The organism is Pseudomonas sp. TH21, assembly GCF_016651025.1.
In the GTDB taxonomy this organism is placed as follows: Bacteria; Pseudomonadota; Gammaproteobacteria; order Pseudomonadales; family Pseudomonadaceae; genus Aquipseudomonas; species Aquipseudomonas aylmerensis.
Genome location: NZ_JAEKEQ010000001.1, coordinates 4,238,722 through 4,255,619, shown reverse-complemented (window position 1 = coordinate 4,255,619; position 16,898 = coordinate 4,238,722). Strand labels below are relative to the sequence as shown.

The 16,898-nt window shown below is 63.6% G+C and carries 16 protein-coding genes; 8 read left to right on the top strand and 8 right to left on the bottom strand.

Annotated elements, in window-relative coordinates:
* Position 1: 1 nt before the first annotated feature.
* The 3 genes from JFU04_RS18710 to JFU04_RS18700 are packed head-to-tail and all read right to left on the bottom strand — an operon-like array spanning position 2 to position 3,554.
* Positions 2-1,258 (bottom strand): dihydrolipoamide acetyltransferase family protein, encoded by a 1,257-nt coding sequence (locus tag JFU04_RS18710; protein ID WP_201145302.1) that lies wholly within the window; start codon positions 1,256-1,258, stop codon positions 2-4.
* Positions 1,259-2,317 carry an alpha-ketoacid dehydrogenase subunit beta gene (locus JFU04_RS18705; RefSeq protein WP_065903963.1) on the bottom strand — a complete coding sequence of 353 codons (1,059 nt, stop codon included), beginning with the start codon at positions 2,315-2,317 and terminating at the stop codon, positions 1,259-1,261.
* Position 2,318: 1 nt separating this feature from the next.
* Entirely contained in the window at positions 2,319-3,554 is a 1,236-nt protein-coding gene (locus JFU04_RS18700; protein ID WP_065903960.1) for a 3-methyl-2-oxobutanoate dehydrogenase (2-methylpropanoyl-transferring) subunit alpha, read from the bottom strand.
* A gap of 195 nt (positions 3,555-3,749) precedes the next feature.
* Between JFU04_RS18700 and bkdR the strand changes: the two genes are divergently transcribed.
* The gene (gene bkdR, locus JFU04_RS18695; protein WP_056861361.1) at positions 3,750-4,238 is read left to right on the top strand and encodes a Bkd operon transcriptional regulator BkdR; all 489 of its coding nucleotides are present in this window, start codon (positions 3,750-3,752) and stop codon (positions 4,236-4,238) included.
* Positions 4,239-4,777: 539 nt separating this feature from the next.
* On the opposite strand, the gene JFU04_RS18690 is transcribed toward bkdR, so the two are convergent.
* Positions 4,778-5,641, bottom strand: a complete 864-nt coding sequence (locus JFU04_RS18690; protein WP_106803322.1) for an MBL fold metallo-hydrolase — start codon at positions 5,639-5,641, stop codon at positions 4,778-4,780.
* Positions 5,642-5,735: 94 nt separating this feature from the next.
* Between JFU04_RS18690 and JFU04_RS18685 the strand changes: the two genes are divergently transcribed.
* From JFU04_RS18685 to JFU04_RS18665, 5 genes are all read left to right on the top strand, one after another.
* Positions 5,736-6,071: an ArsR/SmtB family transcription factor gene (locus JFU04_RS18685; RefSeq protein WP_053256978.1), complete on the top strand. Its 336-nt coding sequence runs from the start codon at positions 5,736-5,738 to the stop codon at positions 6,069-6,071.
* Positions 6,072-6,121: 50 nt separating this feature from the next.
* Complete coding sequence (locus JFU04_RS18680; protein ID WP_201145300.1) at positions 6,122-7,366, top strand: NAD(P)/FAD-dependent oxidoreductase; 1,245 nt, start codon at positions 6,122-6,124, stop codon at positions 7,364-7,366.
* Entirely contained in the window at positions 7,367-8,173 is an 807-nt protein-coding gene (locus JFU04_RS18675) for a sulfite exporter TauE/SafE family protein (RefSeq protein WP_201145298.1), read from the top strand. It abuts the gene before it with no gap.
* Between the two features lie 120 nt (positions 8,174-8,293).
* Entirely contained in the window at positions 8,294-9,439 is a 1,146-nt protein-coding gene (gene nosP, locus JFU04_RS18670) for a nitric oxide-sensing protein NosP (RefSeq protein WP_065903949.1), read from the top strand.
* Positions 9,381-11,333, top strand: a complete 1,953-nt coding sequence (locus JFU04_RS18665; RefSeq protein WP_201145296.1) for a NahK/ErcS family hybrid sensor histidine kinase/response regulator — start codon at positions 9,381-9,383, stop codon at positions 11,331-11,333. Before nosP ends, JFU04_RS18665 begins: the two co-directional genes overlap by 59 nt.
* 19 nt (positions 11,334-11,352) lie before the next feature.
* Here JFU04_RS18665 and JFU04_RS18660 read toward each other — a convergent pair whose 3' ends face one another.
* Complete coding sequence (locus JFU04_RS18660) at positions 11,353-12,018, bottom strand: response regulator transcription factor (RefSeq protein WP_065903944.1); 666 nt, start codon at positions 12,016-12,018, stop codon at positions 11,353-11,355.
* Positions 12,019-12,045: 27 nt separating this feature from the next.
* Positions 12,046-12,585 carry a PQQ-dependent catabolism-associated CXXCW motif protein gene (locus JFU04_RS18655; protein WP_201145294.1) on the bottom strand — a complete coding sequence of 180 codons (540 nt, stop codon included), beginning with the start codon at positions 12,583-12,585 and terminating at the stop codon, positions 12,046-12,048.
* A gap of 153 nt (positions 12,586-12,738) precedes the next feature.
* Here JFU04_RS18655 and JFU04_RS18650 point away from each other — a divergent pair, with 153 nt between their 5' ends.
* Positions 12,739-13,365: a response regulator gene (locus JFU04_RS18650; protein ID WP_201145292.1), complete on the top strand. Its 627-nt coding sequence runs from the start codon at positions 12,739-12,741 to the stop codon at positions 13,363-13,365.
* 130 nt (positions 13,366-13,495) lie between these two features.
* Here the strand turns inward: JFU04_RS18650 and JFU04_RS18645 are convergent, their stop codons facing one another.
* Positions 13,496-14,143, bottom strand: a complete 648-nt coding sequence (locus tag JFU04_RS18645; RefSeq protein ID WP_065903937.1) for a pentapeptide repeat-containing protein — start codon at positions 14,141-14,143, stop codon at positions 13,496-13,498.
* 143 nt (positions 14,144-14,286) lie between these two features.
* The gene (gene exaA / locus JFU04_RS18640) at positions 14,287-16,179 is read right to left on the bottom strand and encodes a quinoprotein ethanol dehydrogenase (protein WP_065903934.1); all 1,893 of its coding nucleotides are present in this window, start codon (positions 16,177-16,179) and stop codon (positions 14,287-14,289) included.
* Between the two features lie 254 nt (positions 16,180-16,433).
* Between exaA and pedF the strand changes: the two genes are divergently transcribed.
* Positions 16,434-16,895 carry a cytochrome c-550 PedF gene (pedF, locus tag JFU04_RS18635; RefSeq protein WP_065903930.1) on the top strand — a complete coding sequence of 154 codons (462 nt, stop codon included), beginning with the start codon at positions 16,434-16,436 and terminating at the stop codon, positions 16,893-16,895.
* Positions 16,896-16,898: the final 3 nt, after the last annotated feature.

Sequence of the window (16,898 nt, the reverse complement as noted above, 5' to 3'; positions counted from 1 at the left end):
CTTACTCCAGGAACAGGCTGGCGGGTTGTTCGAGCAGGCCACGGATGGCCTGGATGAATTGCGCCGCGTCCATGCCATCGACCACGCGGTGATCGAAGGAGCTGGAGAGGTTCATCATCTTGCGCACCACGATCTGGCCCTTGACCACCATCGGCCGCTCAACGATGCGGTTGACGCCGACGATGGCCACTTCGGGCAAGTTCAGCACCGGGGTGCTGACGATGCCGCCGAGCGCGCCCAGGCTGGTCAGGGTAATGGTCGAACCCGACAATTCATCGCGGCTGGCCTTGCCATTGCGTGCGGCCGTGGCCAGGCGCGCGATTTCCTCGGCGTTGCCCCACAGGCTGCGGGCTTCGGCGTGTCGCACCACCGGTACCATCAGGCCGACGTCGCTCTGGGTGGCGACACCCACATGCACCGCGCCGAGGCGGGTGATGACCTGGGCTTCGTCGTCATAGCGCGCGTTGATCTGCGGGAAGTCGCGCAACGCCACGACCATCGCCCGCACGATAAACGGCAGCAGGGTCAGCTTGCCGCGGGTGGCGCCATGCTTCTCGTTGAGGTGCACGCGCAGCTCGTCGAGGGCGGTGACGTCGATCTCTTCCACGTAGCTGAAATGCGCGGCGCGCCGGGTGGCATCCTGCATGCGCTGGGCGATCTTGCGGCGCATGCCGATCACCGGGATCTGTTCTTCGCTGGTGCGTTCGGCGTAGGGGTTGGCAGCGCTGTGATGGTGCGCCGGGCGCTGCAGTAAGTACGCTTCCAGGTCTTCGTGCAGAATGCGCCCCGCCGGGCCGGAGCCCTGGACCAGGCGCAGCTGGATCCCGGCATCCAGCGCATGCTTGCGCACGGCGGGGGAGGCCAGCGGGCGTTCGTCGGCTTCACGCGCCACGGGCGCCTGGGCCTTGATGACTGCCGGTGCCGGCTTGCTTTCAACCGGCGCCGGTTTGGCTTCGACCACGGCAGCGGCTTTCACCGGTTCACTTACCGCGGGCGCTTCCTTGGCGTTACCGGCGCCTTCGACTTCAATACTGATCAAGATACTGCCCACGGCCATGACTTCACCCGGCTCGCCGCCGAGTGCAATCACCTTGCCGTGCACCGGCGAGGGAATGTCCACCATCGCCTTGTCGGTCATTACATCTGCCAGCACCTGGTCTTCGACGACCATGTCGCCGACCTTCACGTGCCATACCGACAGTTCAACTTCCGCGATGCCTTCGCCAATGTCCGGCATCTTGATAACGTGCGTGCCCATTCAGACCTCCATGACCCGTTTCAACGCCGCGCCCACTCGGGACGGCCCTGGGAAATACGCCCACTCCTGCGCGTGCGGGTAGGGGGTGTCCCAACCGGTGACGCGTTCGATCGGCGCTTCCAGGTGATGGAAGCAATGCTCCTGCACCAGCGACACCAACTCGGCACCAAAGCCGCAGGTGCGGGTGGCTTCATGCACCACCACGCAACGGCCGGTCTTTTTCACCGACTTGACGATGGTTTCCAGGTCCAGTGGCCACAGGCTGCGCAGGTCGATGACTTCGGCATCGATACCGGTTTCCTCGGCGGCAACTTGCGACACATACACGGTGGTACCGTAGGTCAGCACGGTGACGGCCGAGCCCGGACGCACGATGGCGGCCACGTCCAGCGGCACGGTGTAGTAACCGTCCGGCACTTGCGCTTGCGGGTGCTTGGACCACGGCGTAACCGGGCGGTCGTGGTGGCCGTCGAACGGGCCGTTGTACAGGCGCTTGGGCTCGAGGAAGATCACCGGGTCATCGTTTTCGATCGAGGCGATCAGCAGGCCCTTGGCGTCATACGGGTTGGACGGCATCACGGTGCGCAGGCCGCAGACCTGGGTGAAGACCGCTTCGATACTCTGGCTGTGGGTCTGGCCGCCGTAGATGCCGCCGCCGCAAGGCATGCGCATGGTCAGCGGCGCAGTGAACTGGCCGGCCGAGCGATAACGCAGGCGCGCGGCTTCGGAGATGATCTGGTCGGTCGCCGGGTAGACGTAGTCGGCGAACTGGATTTCTGCCACCGGACGCAGGCCATAGGCGCCCATGCCCACGGCAACGCCGATAATGCCGCTTTCGGAGATGGGCGCGTCGAACACCCGCGAACTGCCGTACTTGGTCTGCAAGCCTTCGGTGCAACGGAATACGCCGCCGAAGTAACCGACGTCCTGGCCGAATACCACCACATTGTCGTCACGCTCAAGCATCACATCCATGGCCGAGCGCAGGGCCTGGATCATGGTCATGGTGGTGGTGGTCATGGCGGTTTCCAATTCGATGCTGTTGTTGTGATCGTTCATGTCAGATCCCCAACTCTTGACGCTGGCGCTTCAAGTGCTCCGGCATCTCTTTATAGACGTCTTCGAACATGGTCGCGGCGCTTGGAATCTGGCCACCGGCCAGGGTGCCGTACTGTTCGGCTTCTTTCTGGGCCGCAATCACTTCGGCTTCCAGTTCAGCGCTGACCGCCGCGTGTTCCTCTTCGGACCACTGGCCAATCTTGATCAGGTGCTGCTTGAGACGGGCAATCGGGTCGCCCAGCGGGAAGTGGCTCCAGTCGTCGGCAGGCCGGTATTTGGACGGATCATCGGAGGTTGAGTGCGGACCGGCGCGGTAGGTGACCCATTCGATCAGGGTCGGGCCGAGGTTGCGGCGCGCACGCTCGGCGGCCCAGGCGGAGGCGGCGTACACCGCGATGAAATCGTTGCCGTCGACCCGCAGGGAAGCGATGCCGCAGCCCACGCCGCGTCCGGCGAAGGTGGTGGCTTCACCGCCGGCGATAGCCTGGAAGGTGGAGATCGCCCATTGGTTGTTGACCACGTTGAGGATCACCGGCGCGCGGTAGACGTGGGCGAAGGTGAGGGCGGTGTGGAAGTCCGATTCGGCCGTGGCGCCGTCGCCGATCCAGGCGGAGGCGATCTTGGTATCGCCCTTGATCGCCGAGGCCATGCCCCAGCCCACACCTTGTACGAATTGGGTGGCGAGGTTGCCGGAAATGGTGAAGAAACCCGCGTCCTTGACCGAGTACATGATCGGCAGCTGGCGGCCCTTGAGCGGGTCGCGCTCGTTGGACAGCAGTTGGCAGATCAGGTCCACCAACGGCACGTCGCGGGCCATCAGGATGCTTTGCTGGCGGTAGGTGGGAAAGCACATGTCATCGATGTTCAAGGCCAGGGCCTGGGCGCTGCCGATGGCTTCTTCGCCAAGGCTTTGCATGTAGAACGACATTTTTTTCTGGCGCTGGGCGACGACCATGCGGTTGTCGAAGATGCGCGTCTTGAGCATCGCGCGCATGCCTTTGCGCAGGATCTCCACCGGTACACCTTCGGCCCACGGGCCCAGGGCCTGGCCCTGGTCGTCGAGGACGCGGATCAGGCCCTTGGCCAGGTCGGCGGTGTCGGCGGGTTCTACGTCGATGGCGGGTTTGCGCACCAGGCCGGCGTCGGTCAGGCGCAGGTAGGTAAAGTCGGTCTTGCAGCCGGGGCGGCCTGAGGGTTCAGGCACGTGCAGGCGCAGTGGTTCGTACTGCTGGGTCATGGCTTTCTACGCTCTATCTTGTGAATTTCTTGTAGTGGGCGCGCTAGCTGACAATCAGTCTTCGGGTAGAAGAAATCTTGTCCTACAACAATCATAGGCGTGGCGTAGAAGAATATTTATCTGTGTTTCATTGCGCTCGGGATCATTTGCGGATAAAAAAACTGCATAAACATAATAAACAGGTGATTTTGTCTCATGCGCAAACTGGACCGTACCGATATCGGCATTCTCAACGCCCTGCAAGAGAATGCGCGGATCACCAACGCCGACCTCGCCCGCTCGGTCAACCTGTCGCCGACGCCGTGTTTCAACCGAGTCAAGGCGATGGAGGAACTTGGGCTGATTCGTGACCAGGTCACGCTGCTCGATGCCGACCTGCTGGGGCTGCACGTCAACGTCTTCATCCATGTGAGCCTGGAAAAGCAGAACGAACTGGCGTTGCAGCAGTTCGAGGGGGCGATTTCCGACCGTCCCGAGGTGATGGAGTGCTACCTGATGGCCGGCGACCCGGACTACCTGATCCGCGTGCTGGTGCCGACGATCCAGTCGCTGGAGCGCTTCATGATGGATTTCCTGACCAAGGTGCCGGGCGTGGCCAACATCCGCTCCAGCTTTGCGCTCAAGCAAGTGCGCTACAAAACCGCGCTGCCGCTGCCGGCCAATGGCATCAGCCTCGGCAACTGATTGACACCGCTCTCACAGATCCAAACACAGCCCAACATGTGGGAGCTGGCTTGCCTGCGAAAGCGCTGGATCAGTCGCCGAATGCACCACCTGACGGATCGCCTTCGCGAGCAAGCCCGCTCCCACAGGGGATCCGGGTATGACTCGGGGCTCCCAGGTGTACGCAGATCAACGGTGGGAGCTGGCTGCCTGCGAAAGCGGTGGGTCAGGCACCGAATGCATCAACTGACAGCCCGCCTTCGCGAGCAAGCCCGCTCCCACAGGGGGATCCGGGTATGACTCGGATTCCCGGGTGTATGGAGATCAAATGTGGGAGCTGGCTTGCCTGCGAAAGCGGTGGGTCAGGCACCCACTGCATCAACTGCCAGCCCGCCTTCGCGAGCAAGCCCGCTCCCACAGGGGGATCCGTATGCCTCGAGCTCCCGGGTGTAAGCAGATCAAATGTGGGCTTGCCTGCGAAAGCGCTGGGCCAGCCAGCTTATCTGCACCTGATACACCGCCATCGCAGGCAAGCCAGCTCCCACTCGGGATCAATGTTTTTACAGTTGGTTGAGGGGGATCTTCAGGTACGTCACGCCATTCTCCTCAGCCGGCGGCAGATTGCCCGCGCGCACGTTCACCTGGATCGCCGGCAGCAGCAATGTCGGCATCCCCAGCCCGGCATCGCGCGTGGTGCGCATCTCGACAAACGCATTCTCATCGACCCCGTCATGCACATGAATATTGCCCGCGCGCTGCTCGGCTACGGTTGTCAGGCACTTGGCCTCGCGGCCCTCGGGCGGATAGTCATGGCACACATACAGCTGGGTCTGCGGGGGAAACGCCAAGAGCTTGCGCATCGACGCATACAACTGCCGCGCATCGCCGCCGGGGAAGTCGCAGCGCGCCGTGCCCACGTCCGGCATGAACAACGTGTCGCCCACCAGGATCAACTGGTCGTCGATCAGGTAAGCCATGTCCGCCGGCGTATGCCCCGGCACGTGCAGCGCCTGGGCTTTGAGGTTACCGATATGAAACACCTCGTCCGGCGCAAACAGGTGGTCGAACTGCGAGCCGTCCACGCGAAACTCCGGCTCCAGGTTGAACAGGTGCTTGAAGACGCCCTGCACCTTGCTGATGGACGCGCCGATGGCAATCTTGCCGCCCAGGAGGCGACGCAGGTACGGCGCCGCGGACAGGTGATCGGCGTGCGCGTGGGTTTCCAGCAGCCATTGCACGTGCAGGTCGTGCTCGCGGACGAAGGCGATGACCTTGTCGGCCTGGGCCGTGTCGGTGCGCCCCGAAGCCGGGTCGTAGTTGAGCACCGAGTCAACGATGGCGCAGGGGCCACCGTCGGTTTCATGCACGACGTAGGTGTAGGTCGACGATGCCTCGTCCAGAAAGGCTTGAATCAACGCTGGCATGGCGGCGGTCCCTGGTGAAGAAAAAAGTGGTTACAATCAGTTTACATTTACACATAATGTTTTGAGCTTAAGTGACAGAAAGGACCCGAGGCAAATGGAATCTACTCTGAGTGAGGGCGAAGTCGCCCAGTTGCGCGCATCGGCGTCCAAGGCCTGTTCCTTGCTCAAGGCGCTGGCCAACGAGGACCGTTTGTTGATCCTCTGCCAGCTGACCCAGGGCGAGCGCAACGTCGGCGAGCTGGAAACCATGACCGGCGTGCGCCAACCGACGCTGTCACAACAGTTGGGCATCTTGCGCGATGAAGGGTTGGTCGCCACCCGTCGGGAAGGCAAATACATCTTCTACGGGCTGGCCAGCCACGAAGTGATCCAAGTGATGAAGACCTTGTCCGGGCTGTACTGCGGCGCGGTCATGAAAAGCTGGGCGTGACGCCATCCGGCAGCGACCCTTGTGTGCATGTATAAGAAAGGCGATCGACCATGAATGACCAACACTGGGGCCCTACCATCAGTGGCGATATCGTAGTCATCGGCGGCGGTTCGGCAGGCATCGGCCTGCTGGCCAGCCTGCTCAAGCGCGACCCCCACCTGAACATCACCCTGATCGAACCCAGCGACCACCATTGCTACCAGCCGGCCTGGACGTTGGTGGGCGGCGGTGCCTATGACCTGGAAAAGACCCGCCGCCCGCTGGCCGATGTGCTGCCCAATGGCGTGACCTGGGTGCAGGCTGCGGTCACCGAGCTGTTGCCCGACGAACACACCCTGATACTCGACAACGGCCAGCGCGTGACTTGGCAAAACCTCATCGTCTGCCCCGGCCTGCGCCTGGCCTGGGAGAAGATCGAGGGGCTGCAGGACACGCTGGGCCGCAATGGCGTGACCTCCAACTACAGCTATCAGTACGCGGCCTACACCTGGCAGTTGGTGCAGCAATTGAAGGGCGGCAAGGCGATCTTTACCCAGCCGGCGATGCCGATCAAATGCGCGGGCGCACCGCAGAAGGCCCTGTACCTGTCCTGCGACCATTGGCTCAAGCAAGGCCATCTGAACAATATCGACGTCGAATTCAACCTCGCCGGCGCGGCGCTGTTTGGGGTCGCGACCTTCGTGCCGCCGCTGATGAAATACGTGGAGAAGTACAACGCCCGCCTGGCATTCAATGCCAACCTGGTGAAAGTCGACGGCCCGGCACGCAAGGCCTGGTTCGACGTGAAGGATGCCGAGGGCAACGTCACCGTGGTCGAGAAATCCTTCGACCTGCTGCACGTGGTGCCACCCCAGGTCGCACCGGAGTTTATCCACCAGAGCGCGCTGGCCGACGCCGCCGGTTGGTGCGAAGTGAACCCCCATAGCCTGCAACACCTGCGCTACCCGCACATTTTCGGGCTGGGCGATGTGTGCGGCACCACCAATGCCAAGACCGCTGCCGCCGTGCGCAAGCAAATCGTGGTGGTCGCCGAAAACCTGCTCGCCCTGCGCAAACAGGCGCCATTGCCGCTCAAATACGACGGCTACGGCTCCTGCCCGCTGACGGTGGAGAAGGGCAAGGTGGTGCTGGCCGAGTTCGGTTATGGCGGCAAGCTGTTGCCGACCTTTCCCCTCGACCCGACCCGCGCGCGGCGTTCGATGTGGTTCCTCAAGGCGACGTTGCTGCCGTGGTTCTACTGGAACGGCATGCTCAAGGGTCGCGAGTGGCTGACCCGCTTGAGCAAGGTGGACTGAATGCTGCTGGCGAGTGTTTTAGGCATCTTGATGGGCCTGGTCATGGGCTTGACCGGCGCGGGCGGCGGCATCCTTGGCGTGCCGGCGTTGGTGCTCGGGTTGGGCCTGAGCATGACCCAGGCCGCGCCCGTGTCCTTGCTGGCGGTGGGCGCAGCGGCGGCGGTGGGCGCGATTGACGGCCTGCGCCATGGCCTGGTGCGGTACCGTGCCGCGCTGTTGATCGCCTTGCTCGGCGCGCTGTTCTCGCCGCTGGGGGTGTTCCTTGCCCACCAGATGCCGGAAGCCCTGCTGATGGGCCTGTTCAGCGCGCTGATGGTGCTGGTGGCCTGGCGCATGTTGCAGCGCGAAAAGGTCGACGCCGGGCCGAGTGACCATGGCGCCGCGTCCTGGGGCCAGAAGAACTGCATGCTCGACCAGCAGACCGGGCGCCTGGCCTGGACCGCCAAGTGCAGCGCGACACTCGCCGCCCTTGGTGCGGTCACGGGCGCCGTGTCCGGCCTGCTCGGGGTCGGCGGTGGCTTCCTGATCGTGCCGGCGTTCAAGCAACTCACCGATGTGCAGATGCGCGGCATCGTCGCCACTTCGCTGATGGTGATCAGCCTGATCTCGCTGATCGGCGTGGTCGGCGCGTTCCACGCCGGTGTGCGCATCGAGCCGATGGGCTGGGTGTTCATCGCCGCGAGCATTGTCGGCATGTTGATCGGCCGGCGCCTGTGCTCGGTGATCCCCGCGCGGACCCTGCAGGTCGGGTTTGCCAGCCTGTGCGTGCTGGTGGCGGCCGGCATGTTGGTCAAGGCGGCGGTCTGATGTGAAACGCCTGCGACGCCACGCCAATTCATCCCATCGCATCCCCCCACCCAGTACCCAAGTAGCATAGGTCCCACCCCCAGGCCTTCGTACACTCATGCTTCAGAGGGGGAACCAGCGATGCACAACAGTGAAGGCGTAGTCAGTGCCATGTCCCAGGCCGCCGATGCCGGGCAGGCGGCCGAGGAGTTGGCGCGGCAACTGCTGCATCCGTACCTGGGGTTCGTGCTGTTTTTCTGTTCCGCTTCCTACGACCTCCAGGCACTCGGCCAGGCCCTGCAGCAGTGCTTTGGCAGTGTGCGTGTGGTGGGTTGCACCAGTGCCGGCGAGATCACGCCCCAAGGTTATGGCCGCAATTGCATCACGGCGGTGGGGTTCAATCACGCGCACTTCTCCATTGCCACCGAACTCATCGACCAGGTTGAACACTTCAGCCTGATCAACGCCCAGGACATGGTCGAGCGGCTGGTCGGCGGCTGTCGCAGCAATACCCTGGCGCCGATCAAAGGCAATACCTTCGCCCTGACCTTGCTCGATGGCCTGTCCAGCCGTGAAGAAATGGTGCTCGCCGCCCTCAGCGCGGCGCTCGGCGACATCCCGCACTTCGGCGGTTCGGCCGGTGATGACAACTTCCTCACCGACACCCACGTGTACTTCAACGGCGCCTTCCACAGCGGCGCGGCAGTGGTGGTGCTGGTCAACACCTGGCTGGACTTCGAGGTCTTCACCACCCACCACATCCTGCCGCGCACCGAGAAGCTGGTGGTGACCGGCGCCGACAGCCCGTCACGCCGGGTGTTCGAGCTCAATGCCGAACCCGCCGCCGAGGAGTACGCGCGGCACATCGGCGTGGCCGTGGCCGACCTCGACCACCGCCTCTTCGCCGCCCACCCCCTCGCGGTGCGCATCCACGACCAGTACTACGTGCGCGCGATCCAGCAAGTGCACGCCGACCTGAGCCTGAGTTTCTACTGCGCGGTGGAAAACGGCATCGTCCTCACCGTGATGAAGCCCGGGCCGATCCTGCCGAACCTGCAAGGCCTGTTCGATGGCCTGCACGCGCGCCTCGGCGACCTGCTGCTGACCATCGGCTGCGACTGCTTCCTGCGCCGCCTGGAGCTGGAAGACACCGGCACCCTGGAACAGATCGGTGGCTTGCTGCGTGACCAGCGGGTGATGGGGTTCAACACCTACGGAGAACAGTTCAATGGCATGCACATCAACCAGACCTTCACCGGGGTCGCCATTGCCCGTGGCCGGCGCTGAGCTGCTCGCCGAGGTCGTCCGGCTGCAACAGGACAACCACAAGCTGGCGCGGATCAATGCGGCGCTGATCGAGCGCATCGAGTCCGGCATGGCCCAGGGCAACAACCCCTACACCACCTTTCAGCATTCGGTGGTGCTGGCCGAGCAAGTCCGCGAACGCACCGACGCGCTGAATCAGGCGATGGCCGAACTCAAGGCCAGCAACCACCTGCTGATCAACGCCCGGCTGCGTGCCGAAGCCCTGCGCGGCGAACAGATAGCGGCGCAGCAGGCCCAGGCCAGCGAGCGCTGGATTCGCCTGATCACCGACAACGTGCCGGCCCTGATCGGCTACCTGAATGCCGACCTGGTCTACGAGTTCACCAATAAAGTCTATGAAGAATGGTACTGCTGGCCGCGCGGGATGATGCTTGGCCAGAGCCTGCGCGAAGTCCACAGCGAGCAGCATTGCCAACGCCTGGATGCCTACGTCGCCCGCGCCCTGGCCGGGGAAAGCGTGACCTTTGAGTTCGCCGAGACCAACATCAATAACCAGGAGCGCTACATGCTGCGCTCCTATGTGCCGAACATGCTCGCCAACGGTGAAGTGGTGGGGATTTTCGTGCTGATCCGCGACATCACCGAACGCCGGCGCACCGCCGAAGCCCTGCACCAGGCCTATCAGCACCTGGAGCAGCGCGTGGCCCAGCGCACCTCGGAACTGACCTCGCTCAACGGCCAGTTGTTGAAGGAAATCGATGAGCGCCGGCGCATGGAAGCACGCCTGCGCGAGGCCAAGCGCGAGGCCGAGCAGGCCAACCTGTCGAAAACCAAATTCCTCGCCGCCGTCAGCCACGACCTCTTGCAACCGCTGAACGCGGCGCGGCTGTTTACCAGTGCATTACTGGAACGCCCCAGCGAAACCCTGGTGCGCAACGTGAGCAATTCCCTGGAAGACGTGGAAAACCTGCTGGGCACCCTGGTGGATATTTCCAAGCTGGATGCCGGGGTGATCAAGGCCGATATCGCCCCGTTCGCCCTGAGCGAATTGCTCGATAACCTGGCGGCGGAGTACACCGAGCTGGCCCGCAGCGAAGGCCTGCAGCTGCATTTTGTCGGCTGCTCGGCGCTGGTGCACAGTGACATCCAGCTGCTCGCGCGGATCCTGCGCAACCTGCTCAGCAACGCGATTCGCTACACCTACAAGGGCCGCGTGGTGCTGGGCTGCCGGCGCCAGCACCAGCGCGTGTTGATCCAGGTGTGGGACAGCGGCATGGGCATTGCCGAGGAGCGGCTGGAGGAGATTTTCCAGGAGTTCAAGCGCGGTGATGTGCAGCGCCCGGACCAGGATCGCGGCTTGGGCCTGGGGCTGGCGATCGTGGAGAAAATCGCCGGGATACTCGGCCATCGCATCAGCGTCAGGTCCTGGCCGGGCCAGGGCTCGATGTTTTCGGTGGAGGTGCCGTTGAGCACCACCGCGCCCAGGTCCTTGCCGATACCGTGCATGAGTGAGCCGCTGCTGGAGCGCCTGCAGGGCGCGCGGGTGTGGGTGCTGGATAACGATGCGGCGATCTGCGCGGGAATGCGCACCTTGCTCGAAGGCTGGGGCTGTTGCGTGGTGACGGCGTTGTCAGAGCAGGACCTGGCGCGGCAAGTGGACAACTACCATGCCGAGGCGGACCTGCTGATCGCCGACTACCACCTCGACCACGACCAGAACGGCGTGGACGCCGTCGCCCGCATCAACGCCCGGCGCGGTCGTGCGATCCCGGCGATGATGATCACCGCCAACTACAGCAATGAGTTGAAGCTGCAGATCCGCGAGCTGGGGCACACGCTGATGCACAAGCCGGTGCGGCCGATGAAGCTCAAGACGGCGATGAGTCACTTGCTCGGCCAACACGTCGCCCTGTAGGCCGGGGAGTTGGGCAGGATCAGCGGCGCAGGTACGAGCCGAAATCAATGTCGCCGGCACTGAGGATCGCCTGCACCCGGTTATGCACATTCAATTTGCGCAGGATCGCCGACACGTGAGCCTTCACCGTGGTCTCGGCAATCTCCAGGGTGTAGGCGATCTGCTTGTTCGACTCGCCCTTGGTCATGCGCTCCAGCACCAGCAGCTGCTTGCGGGTCAGGGCTTGCAGTAGCTCGGGGGCGAAGCCGGGGTTTTCGTTGAGGCGCCGGTGCGTGCCGGGCTTCTGGGTGCGGATGATGTCCGGTGGCAGGTACACATTGCCGTTGAGAATCTGCTGGATCGCCTCGGTCATTTGCAGGCGCGGCGAAGACTTGGTGATAAATCCCACGGCGCCATAGGTGATGGCCTGCAGCACGATCTGCTTGTCCTGCTCGGCGGAGACAATCACCACCGGGATGGTCGGCGATTCGTTGCGCAGGTTGATCAGGCCATTGAGGCCGTGCATGCCGGGCATGTTCAGGTCGAGCAGGATCAGGTCGAGGTCGTCGTGTTCCTGGGTCAGGGCGAGGGCACTGTCAAGGTCGGCGGTTTCCATCACGTCGCTGCCGGGGAACCCGTCGCTGATGACGTTATGGATCGCCTCGCGAAACAGCGGGTGATCGTCGGCAATCAGAATTTTGTACATGGCCGTTCACCTTCTTGTTGTGGATTTTTATTCAAAGGGTTCGGGTGCTGCAGCCGTCACTGGCAGTTTCGCCGCTTCCCATGCGTCCAAGCCATCGCGGTACCAATACACAGAGGTATAGCCCAGGTTGGCGGCTCGTTTTACCGCGTTCCAACTCAGCCAGCAATCGGCGCGGCAGTAGAACACCAGCGGCCGGTTCAGGTCGCCGTGGGTGTATTTGTACAGGTGCCGCACGAAATAACCCTGCCATTCCGGCGTGAGGTCGCCGTCGCCGGTATTGGCCAGCCAGTGGCTGCCGGGCACGTTGGCATGCGGCTGGTCCTCGATGAAGCGGCCTTGCAGCCATTGGCGGCGGTACACATCGACCAGCACCGGTGCGGGCGTCTGGCGCAGCAGGGTTTGCAGGGCCGGGGTGTCGACAATCGTCGCGCCTGGCAGTTGGTCGGGCGTAGGGCTGCGGTACAGGCTGAGACGGTAGCCTTCGGCGGAAAACAGCGGGGTGTCGGCGCAGGTGTAGCCGACGAACAGGCACAGCAGTGCCGCGAGGGGCAGTCGAGCGGGCAGCATGGCAAGGCAATCCTTATCGTTATGCGCCCATTACACGTGAGTCGCGCTGCCTTGGGAATGCGACGATAGACAGCAAAACCAGTACCAAAGTAGTAGGTCGCGGCAGACCCCGGGGTTCTAGCATGGGGAAGATACGCTGCCATTGGAGGCACTATGAACATCCTGCTGGTCGATGATCACGCCGTGGTCCGCCTGGGGTATGCCGGCCTGCTGCGCGCCGGGCTGCCGGGCGTGGTGGTCCGTGAAGCGGCGAGCGGCGAGGAGGCCCTGGCGCGGGTGCACGAGGCGGTGCCCGCGCTGGTGATCATCGGCTTCGGCCTGCCGGGGATCAGCGGCCTGGAAACCACCCGCCGCCTGCGCCAGCGCCTGCCGCAGTTGCGCGTATTGTTCTTCAGCCAGCACGCGGAACTGCCGGTGGTGCGCCAGGCCCTGGACGCCGGCGCCGCCGGTTACCTGACCAAAAACGCCTCGCCGGCGGTGATGCTTGAGGCGGTGCAGCGCATCCTCGACGGCCACACCTACATCGAACAGGACCTGGCCACGCAACTGGCCTATCACCCCACCGACCGTCGCCTGCAAGGCATGACCCAGCGCGAGCTGGAGATTTTCCTGATGCTCGCCAAAGGCACCCCGGCACGCTCGATCGCGGCCCAGCTGAGTATCAGCAGCAAGACCGTGTCCAACCACCTGACCTTGCTCAAGAGTAAATTGCAGGTGAGTTCCCATGCCGAACTGGTCCACCTGGGCATCGATATGGGCGTAGTACGAGTGGCGGGCTGATCTCTACCTGATGCACGCGGCCCCTGTGGGAGCGGGTTTGCTCGCGAATACGCGGTGTCAGTATCAGGAGTGCTGACTGACCCAGCGCTTTCGCGAGCGAGCCCGCTCCCACATGTTGATCCGCGGCGTTCTAGCGATCCCAGGTGGTGGGGCAGTCCTTGCAGCCTTCCATGTTCGCGTCCTGGAAGTTCCCGTAATGCTGGCGCGCACCGGTCAGGGTGGCGTTTTCCAGATTGCTTTCACCGAACTTGGCTTCCTGCAGATTTGCATCGCGCAGGTCCGCCCCTTGCAGGTCGGCCTTGCTCAGCCAGGTCATTTCCAGGTCCGCCGCGCGCAGGTTGGCCTTGTGCAGCTTGGCTCCGGACAGCCGCGCAAATTGCAGGTAGGCCGCACTGAGGTTGGCATTCTCGAATTGCGCCCCCTGGGCGAAGAGGCCCCAGCCCTGGATCGCCATCAACGTCGCGTCGGTGAAATTGGCCAGGCGCAGGTTGCTCTGCTGCAGGCTCGCGCGGGTCAGGTTGGCGCCTTGCAGCTGGGCTTTTTCCAGGTTGGCCAGGTCGAGGTTGGCGTGGCGCAGATCGGCCTCGCGCAAGTCAGCGCCGGCCAGGTTCATCTTGCTCAGGTTCTGATTGCTCAGGTTGGCGCCCTTGAGATTGGCGCCAGGGCACTGGCTGTGTTCGGCGATGGTGCAGCCGTTGATCACCAGGGGCGCGTCGTCGCCATCGTCGGCGTGGGCCAGGGGCAGGGACAGCAGGAGTAACAAGGGCAGGTATTTCATGACGAGACCTCGAAGGTGGCGGGGTACCTGTCGCACCGACTGCGCAGCAGCCGATGCGACAGGAAGAATGCCGGGGCCGCTTCGCAGCCCAGCGCGGGGCATGCCCGCTCGCCACAAAAGGCGACCCCGCATTCTCTGAGGGGTTACTTCTGGGCGGTTTTCAGGTCCCAGCTCGGGATCTTGAACACCCAGAACGAACCCCCTTGTGCCACCGGCTTGGTCAGCTCGGCCATGTCGCCGCCCCACAACGGCACCGCGCCGCCATAACCGACGGTGACGCCGATGTACTGCTCGCCATCCTGTTCCCAGGTGATCGGCGGCGAGACGATGCCGCTGCCGGTCTGGAACTTCCACAGCTCCTTGCCGGTTTTCGCGTCGAAGGCCTTGAAGAAGCCGTCGCCGGTGCCGGTGAACACCAGGTTGCCCTTGGTTGCCAGTACGCCGGCCCACAGTGGCAGGTGTTCCTTGTGTTCCCACACCACTTTGCCGGTGGTCGGGTTCATCGCGCGCAACGTGCCGACGTGGTCGTCATACATGCGCTTGATGCGAAAACCCATGCCCAGGTACGCCGAGCCTTTCTTGTAGTTGACCTCTTCGGTCCAGTATTCCTCTTTCCACTGGTTGCCCGGGATGTAGAACAGGCCGGTGTCCTGGCTGTAGGCCATGGGGTTCCAGTTTTTGCCGCCCAGGAACGGCGGCGAGACTTCCACCGGCTTGCCCTTGGTTTCACCCGGCAGCGGTTTGGCCGGACGCTGGCCTTCGTTTTCCACCGGACGCCCGGTCTTCAGGTCGATATGGCTGGCCCAGGTGATGTTGTCGACGAACGGGAAAGCGTTCTGCAGTTTGCCGTTGGTGCGGTCGACCACATAGAAAAAGCCGTTGCGGTCGGCGTGGCCGGTAGCCTTGGTGACTTTGCCGTCCTTGTCCTTGTAGTCGAACAGCACCAGTTCGTTGTTGCCGGAGAAGTCCCAGGCATCGTTCGGGGTGTGCTGGTAGAACCACTTCACTTCGCCGGTGCTCGGGTCGACGCCGACCTGGCCGGAGGTGTAGAGGCTGTCGAAATCGTGTGGGTTGCCGTCCTTGGAGGTCCGCGCCCAGGTGTTCCACGGGCCCGGGTTGCCGGCGCCGACGATGATGGTGTTGGTCTCGGCATCGAAGCTCGCGCTCTGCCAAGGTGCGCCGCCGCCGTGGCTCCAGGCCTCGACCTTGCCGGTTTCGGTGGTCGGGTCATCCGGCCACGATGGCGCCTTGACGTCGCCGGTCGGGGTGCTGTCCTTGCCGTTCAGGCGGCCCATGTGGCCTTCCACGAACGGGCGCATCCACACTTCTTCGCCGGTGTCCGGGTCGCGCGCATACAGCTGGCCGACCACGCCGAACTCATCGCCGGAGCTGCCGTGGATCAGCAGCACCTTGCCGCTGACCTTGTCCTTGATCAGCACCGGGGCGCCGGTCATGGTGTAGCCGGCGGCGTGGTCGCCGAATTTCTTGTTCCACACCACTTTGCCGGTGTTCTTGTCGAGGGCGATCAGGCGCGCATCGAGGGTGCCGAAGTAGATCTTGTCGCCGAAGATCGCCGCGCCACGGTTGACCACGTCACAGCACGGGCGAATGTTGTCGGGCAGGCGGTGGTTGTAGGTCCACAGGCGTTTGCCGGTCTTCGCGTCGAGGGCGAACACGCGGGAGTAGGAACCGGTGACGTAGACCACGCCGTCGCTGACGATGGCCTGGGATTCCTGGCCGCGCTGTTTCTCGTCGCCGAACGAGTAGGACCAGGCAGGCGTGAGCTTGAACACGTTCTTGTCATTGACCTGGGCCAGCGGGCTCCAGCGCTGGGCGTTGGTGCCCATGCCGTATTGCAGCACGTCCTTTGTAGTCAGGTGGTCGTTGGCGATGTCTTCCCAGGTGACGTTGCGCGTCTGCTTCGCGGGTTCGGCAGCGGCATGGCTGGCAGCACTGAGGGACAGGCTGCCCACCAGCAGAAAGGCTTGCAGGGCAAGGCTCAAGGGTGAGAGGGCGGGTAGCGATCTTATTGTCATGGTTGCAGTTCCCAGTGGAGGTTTTGGCCTGCACAGGGTGCGACGTCCATGGGCGTGCGAATACGGAAAAAGTCCCGGTGTTGCCGGGACAATTTCCCGAACCGCCTCTGATTTAGCAGTGCCCCACAAGGCCTGCTACCAACGGATGAGAACCCGACCACCAAAGCAGCATACGGGTGCCGCCGAGCGCTTCCTAAGATGGTTGCCATAGCCTCTGCCAAGAGGTTTTGCGTGCACTCCTGAGGGAAAAAATAATGACAACAAAACGCAACGCCTGGATGACCGCCTGCCTGTTTGCCGGGGTACTCGGTGCCGGTGCCGTCATGGCCCACGGCAACGTCACACCGACCGCCGTGGAAACCAAGGGCCTGACCCCGATCAAGGACGCCGGCGTGCCGCTGGACGCCGATGGCTGGGCCGCCACCAACCCCTATCGCACCTCGCCCGAGCACGACAAGGCGGTGGAAGTCGGTGCCTCGGCCTACAACCAGAACTGCGCCGCCTGCCATGGCCTGGAAGCCAAGTCCGGCGGGATCGCACCCGACCTGCGTATGCTCGATGTGGGCGACGCCGGCGATGAATGGTTTGTCGAACGGGTGCGCCACGGTGCGGTGCGCGATGGCCGGGTCTACATGCCGAAAATGGCCGACTACCTGAGCCAGGAAGCCCTGTGGGCGGTGCGCACCTACCTCGACAGCGTGCACGTCGAGGAGTAGGGC

Excerpts from the sequence above, each read along its gene's own strand:
- JFU04_RS18710 (WP_201145302.1), bottom strand. The coding sequence starts at position 1,258 with ATGGGCACGCACGTTATCAAGATGCCGGACATTGGCGAAGGCATCGCG.
- JFU04_RS18705 (WP_065903963.1), bottom strand. The coding sequence starts at position 2,317 with ATGAACGATCACAACAACAGCATCGAATTGGAAACCGCCATGACCACC.
- JFU04_RS18700 (WP_065903960.1), bottom strand. The coding sequence starts at position 3,554 with ATGACCCAGCAGTACGAACCACTGCGCCTGCACGTGCCTGAACCCTCA.
- bkdR (WP_056861361.1), top strand. The coding sequence starts at position 3,750 with ATGCGCAAACTGGACCGTACCGATATCGGCATTCTCAACGCCCTGCAA.
- JFU04_RS18690 (WP_106803322.1), bottom strand. The coding sequence starts at position 5,641 with ATGCCAGCGTTGATTCAAGCCTTTCTGGACGAGGCATCGTCGACCTAC.
- JFU04_RS18685 (WP_053256978.1), top strand. The coding sequence starts at position 5,736 with ATGGAATCTACTCTGAGTGAGGGCGAAGTCGCCCAGTTGCGCGCATCG.
- JFU04_RS18680 (WP_201145300.1), top strand. The coding sequence starts at position 6,122 with ATGAATGACCAACACTGGGGCCCTACCATCAGTGGCGATATCGTAGTC.
- JFU04_RS18675 (WP_201145298.1), top strand. The coding sequence starts at position 7,367 with ATGCTGCTGGCGAGTGTTTTAGGCATCTTGATGGGCCTGGTCATGGGC.
- nosP (WP_065903949.1), top strand. The coding sequence starts at position 8,294 with ATGCACAACAGTGAAGGCGTAGTCAGTGCCATGTCCCAGGCCGCCGAT.
- JFU04_RS18665 (WP_201145296.1), top strand. The coding sequence starts at position 9,381 with ATGGCATGCACATCAACCAGACCTTCACCGGGGTCGCCATTGCCCGTG.
- JFU04_RS18660 (WP_065903944.1), bottom strand. The coding sequence starts at position 12,018 with ATGTACAAAATTCTGATTGCCGACGATCACCCGCTGTTTCGCGAGGCG.
- JFU04_RS18655 (WP_201145294.1), bottom strand. The coding sequence starts at position 12,585 with ATGCTGCCCGCTCGACTGCCCCTCGCGGCACTGCTGTGCCTGTTCGTC.
- JFU04_RS18650 (WP_201145292.1), top strand. The coding sequence starts at position 12,739 with ATGAACATCCTGCTGGTCGATGATCACGCCGTGGTCCGCCTGGGGTAT.
- JFU04_RS18645 (WP_065903937.1), bottom strand. The coding sequence starts at position 14,143 with ATGAAATACCTGCCCTTGTTACTCCTGCTGTCCCTGCCCCTGGCCCAC.
- exaA (WP_065903934.1), bottom strand. The coding sequence starts at position 16,179 with ATGACAATAAGATCGCTACCCGCCCTCTCACCCTTGAGCCTTGCCCTG.
- pedF (WP_065903930.1), top strand. The coding sequence starts at position 16,434 with ATGACAACAAAACGCAACGCCTGGATGACCGCCTGCCTGTTTGCCGGG.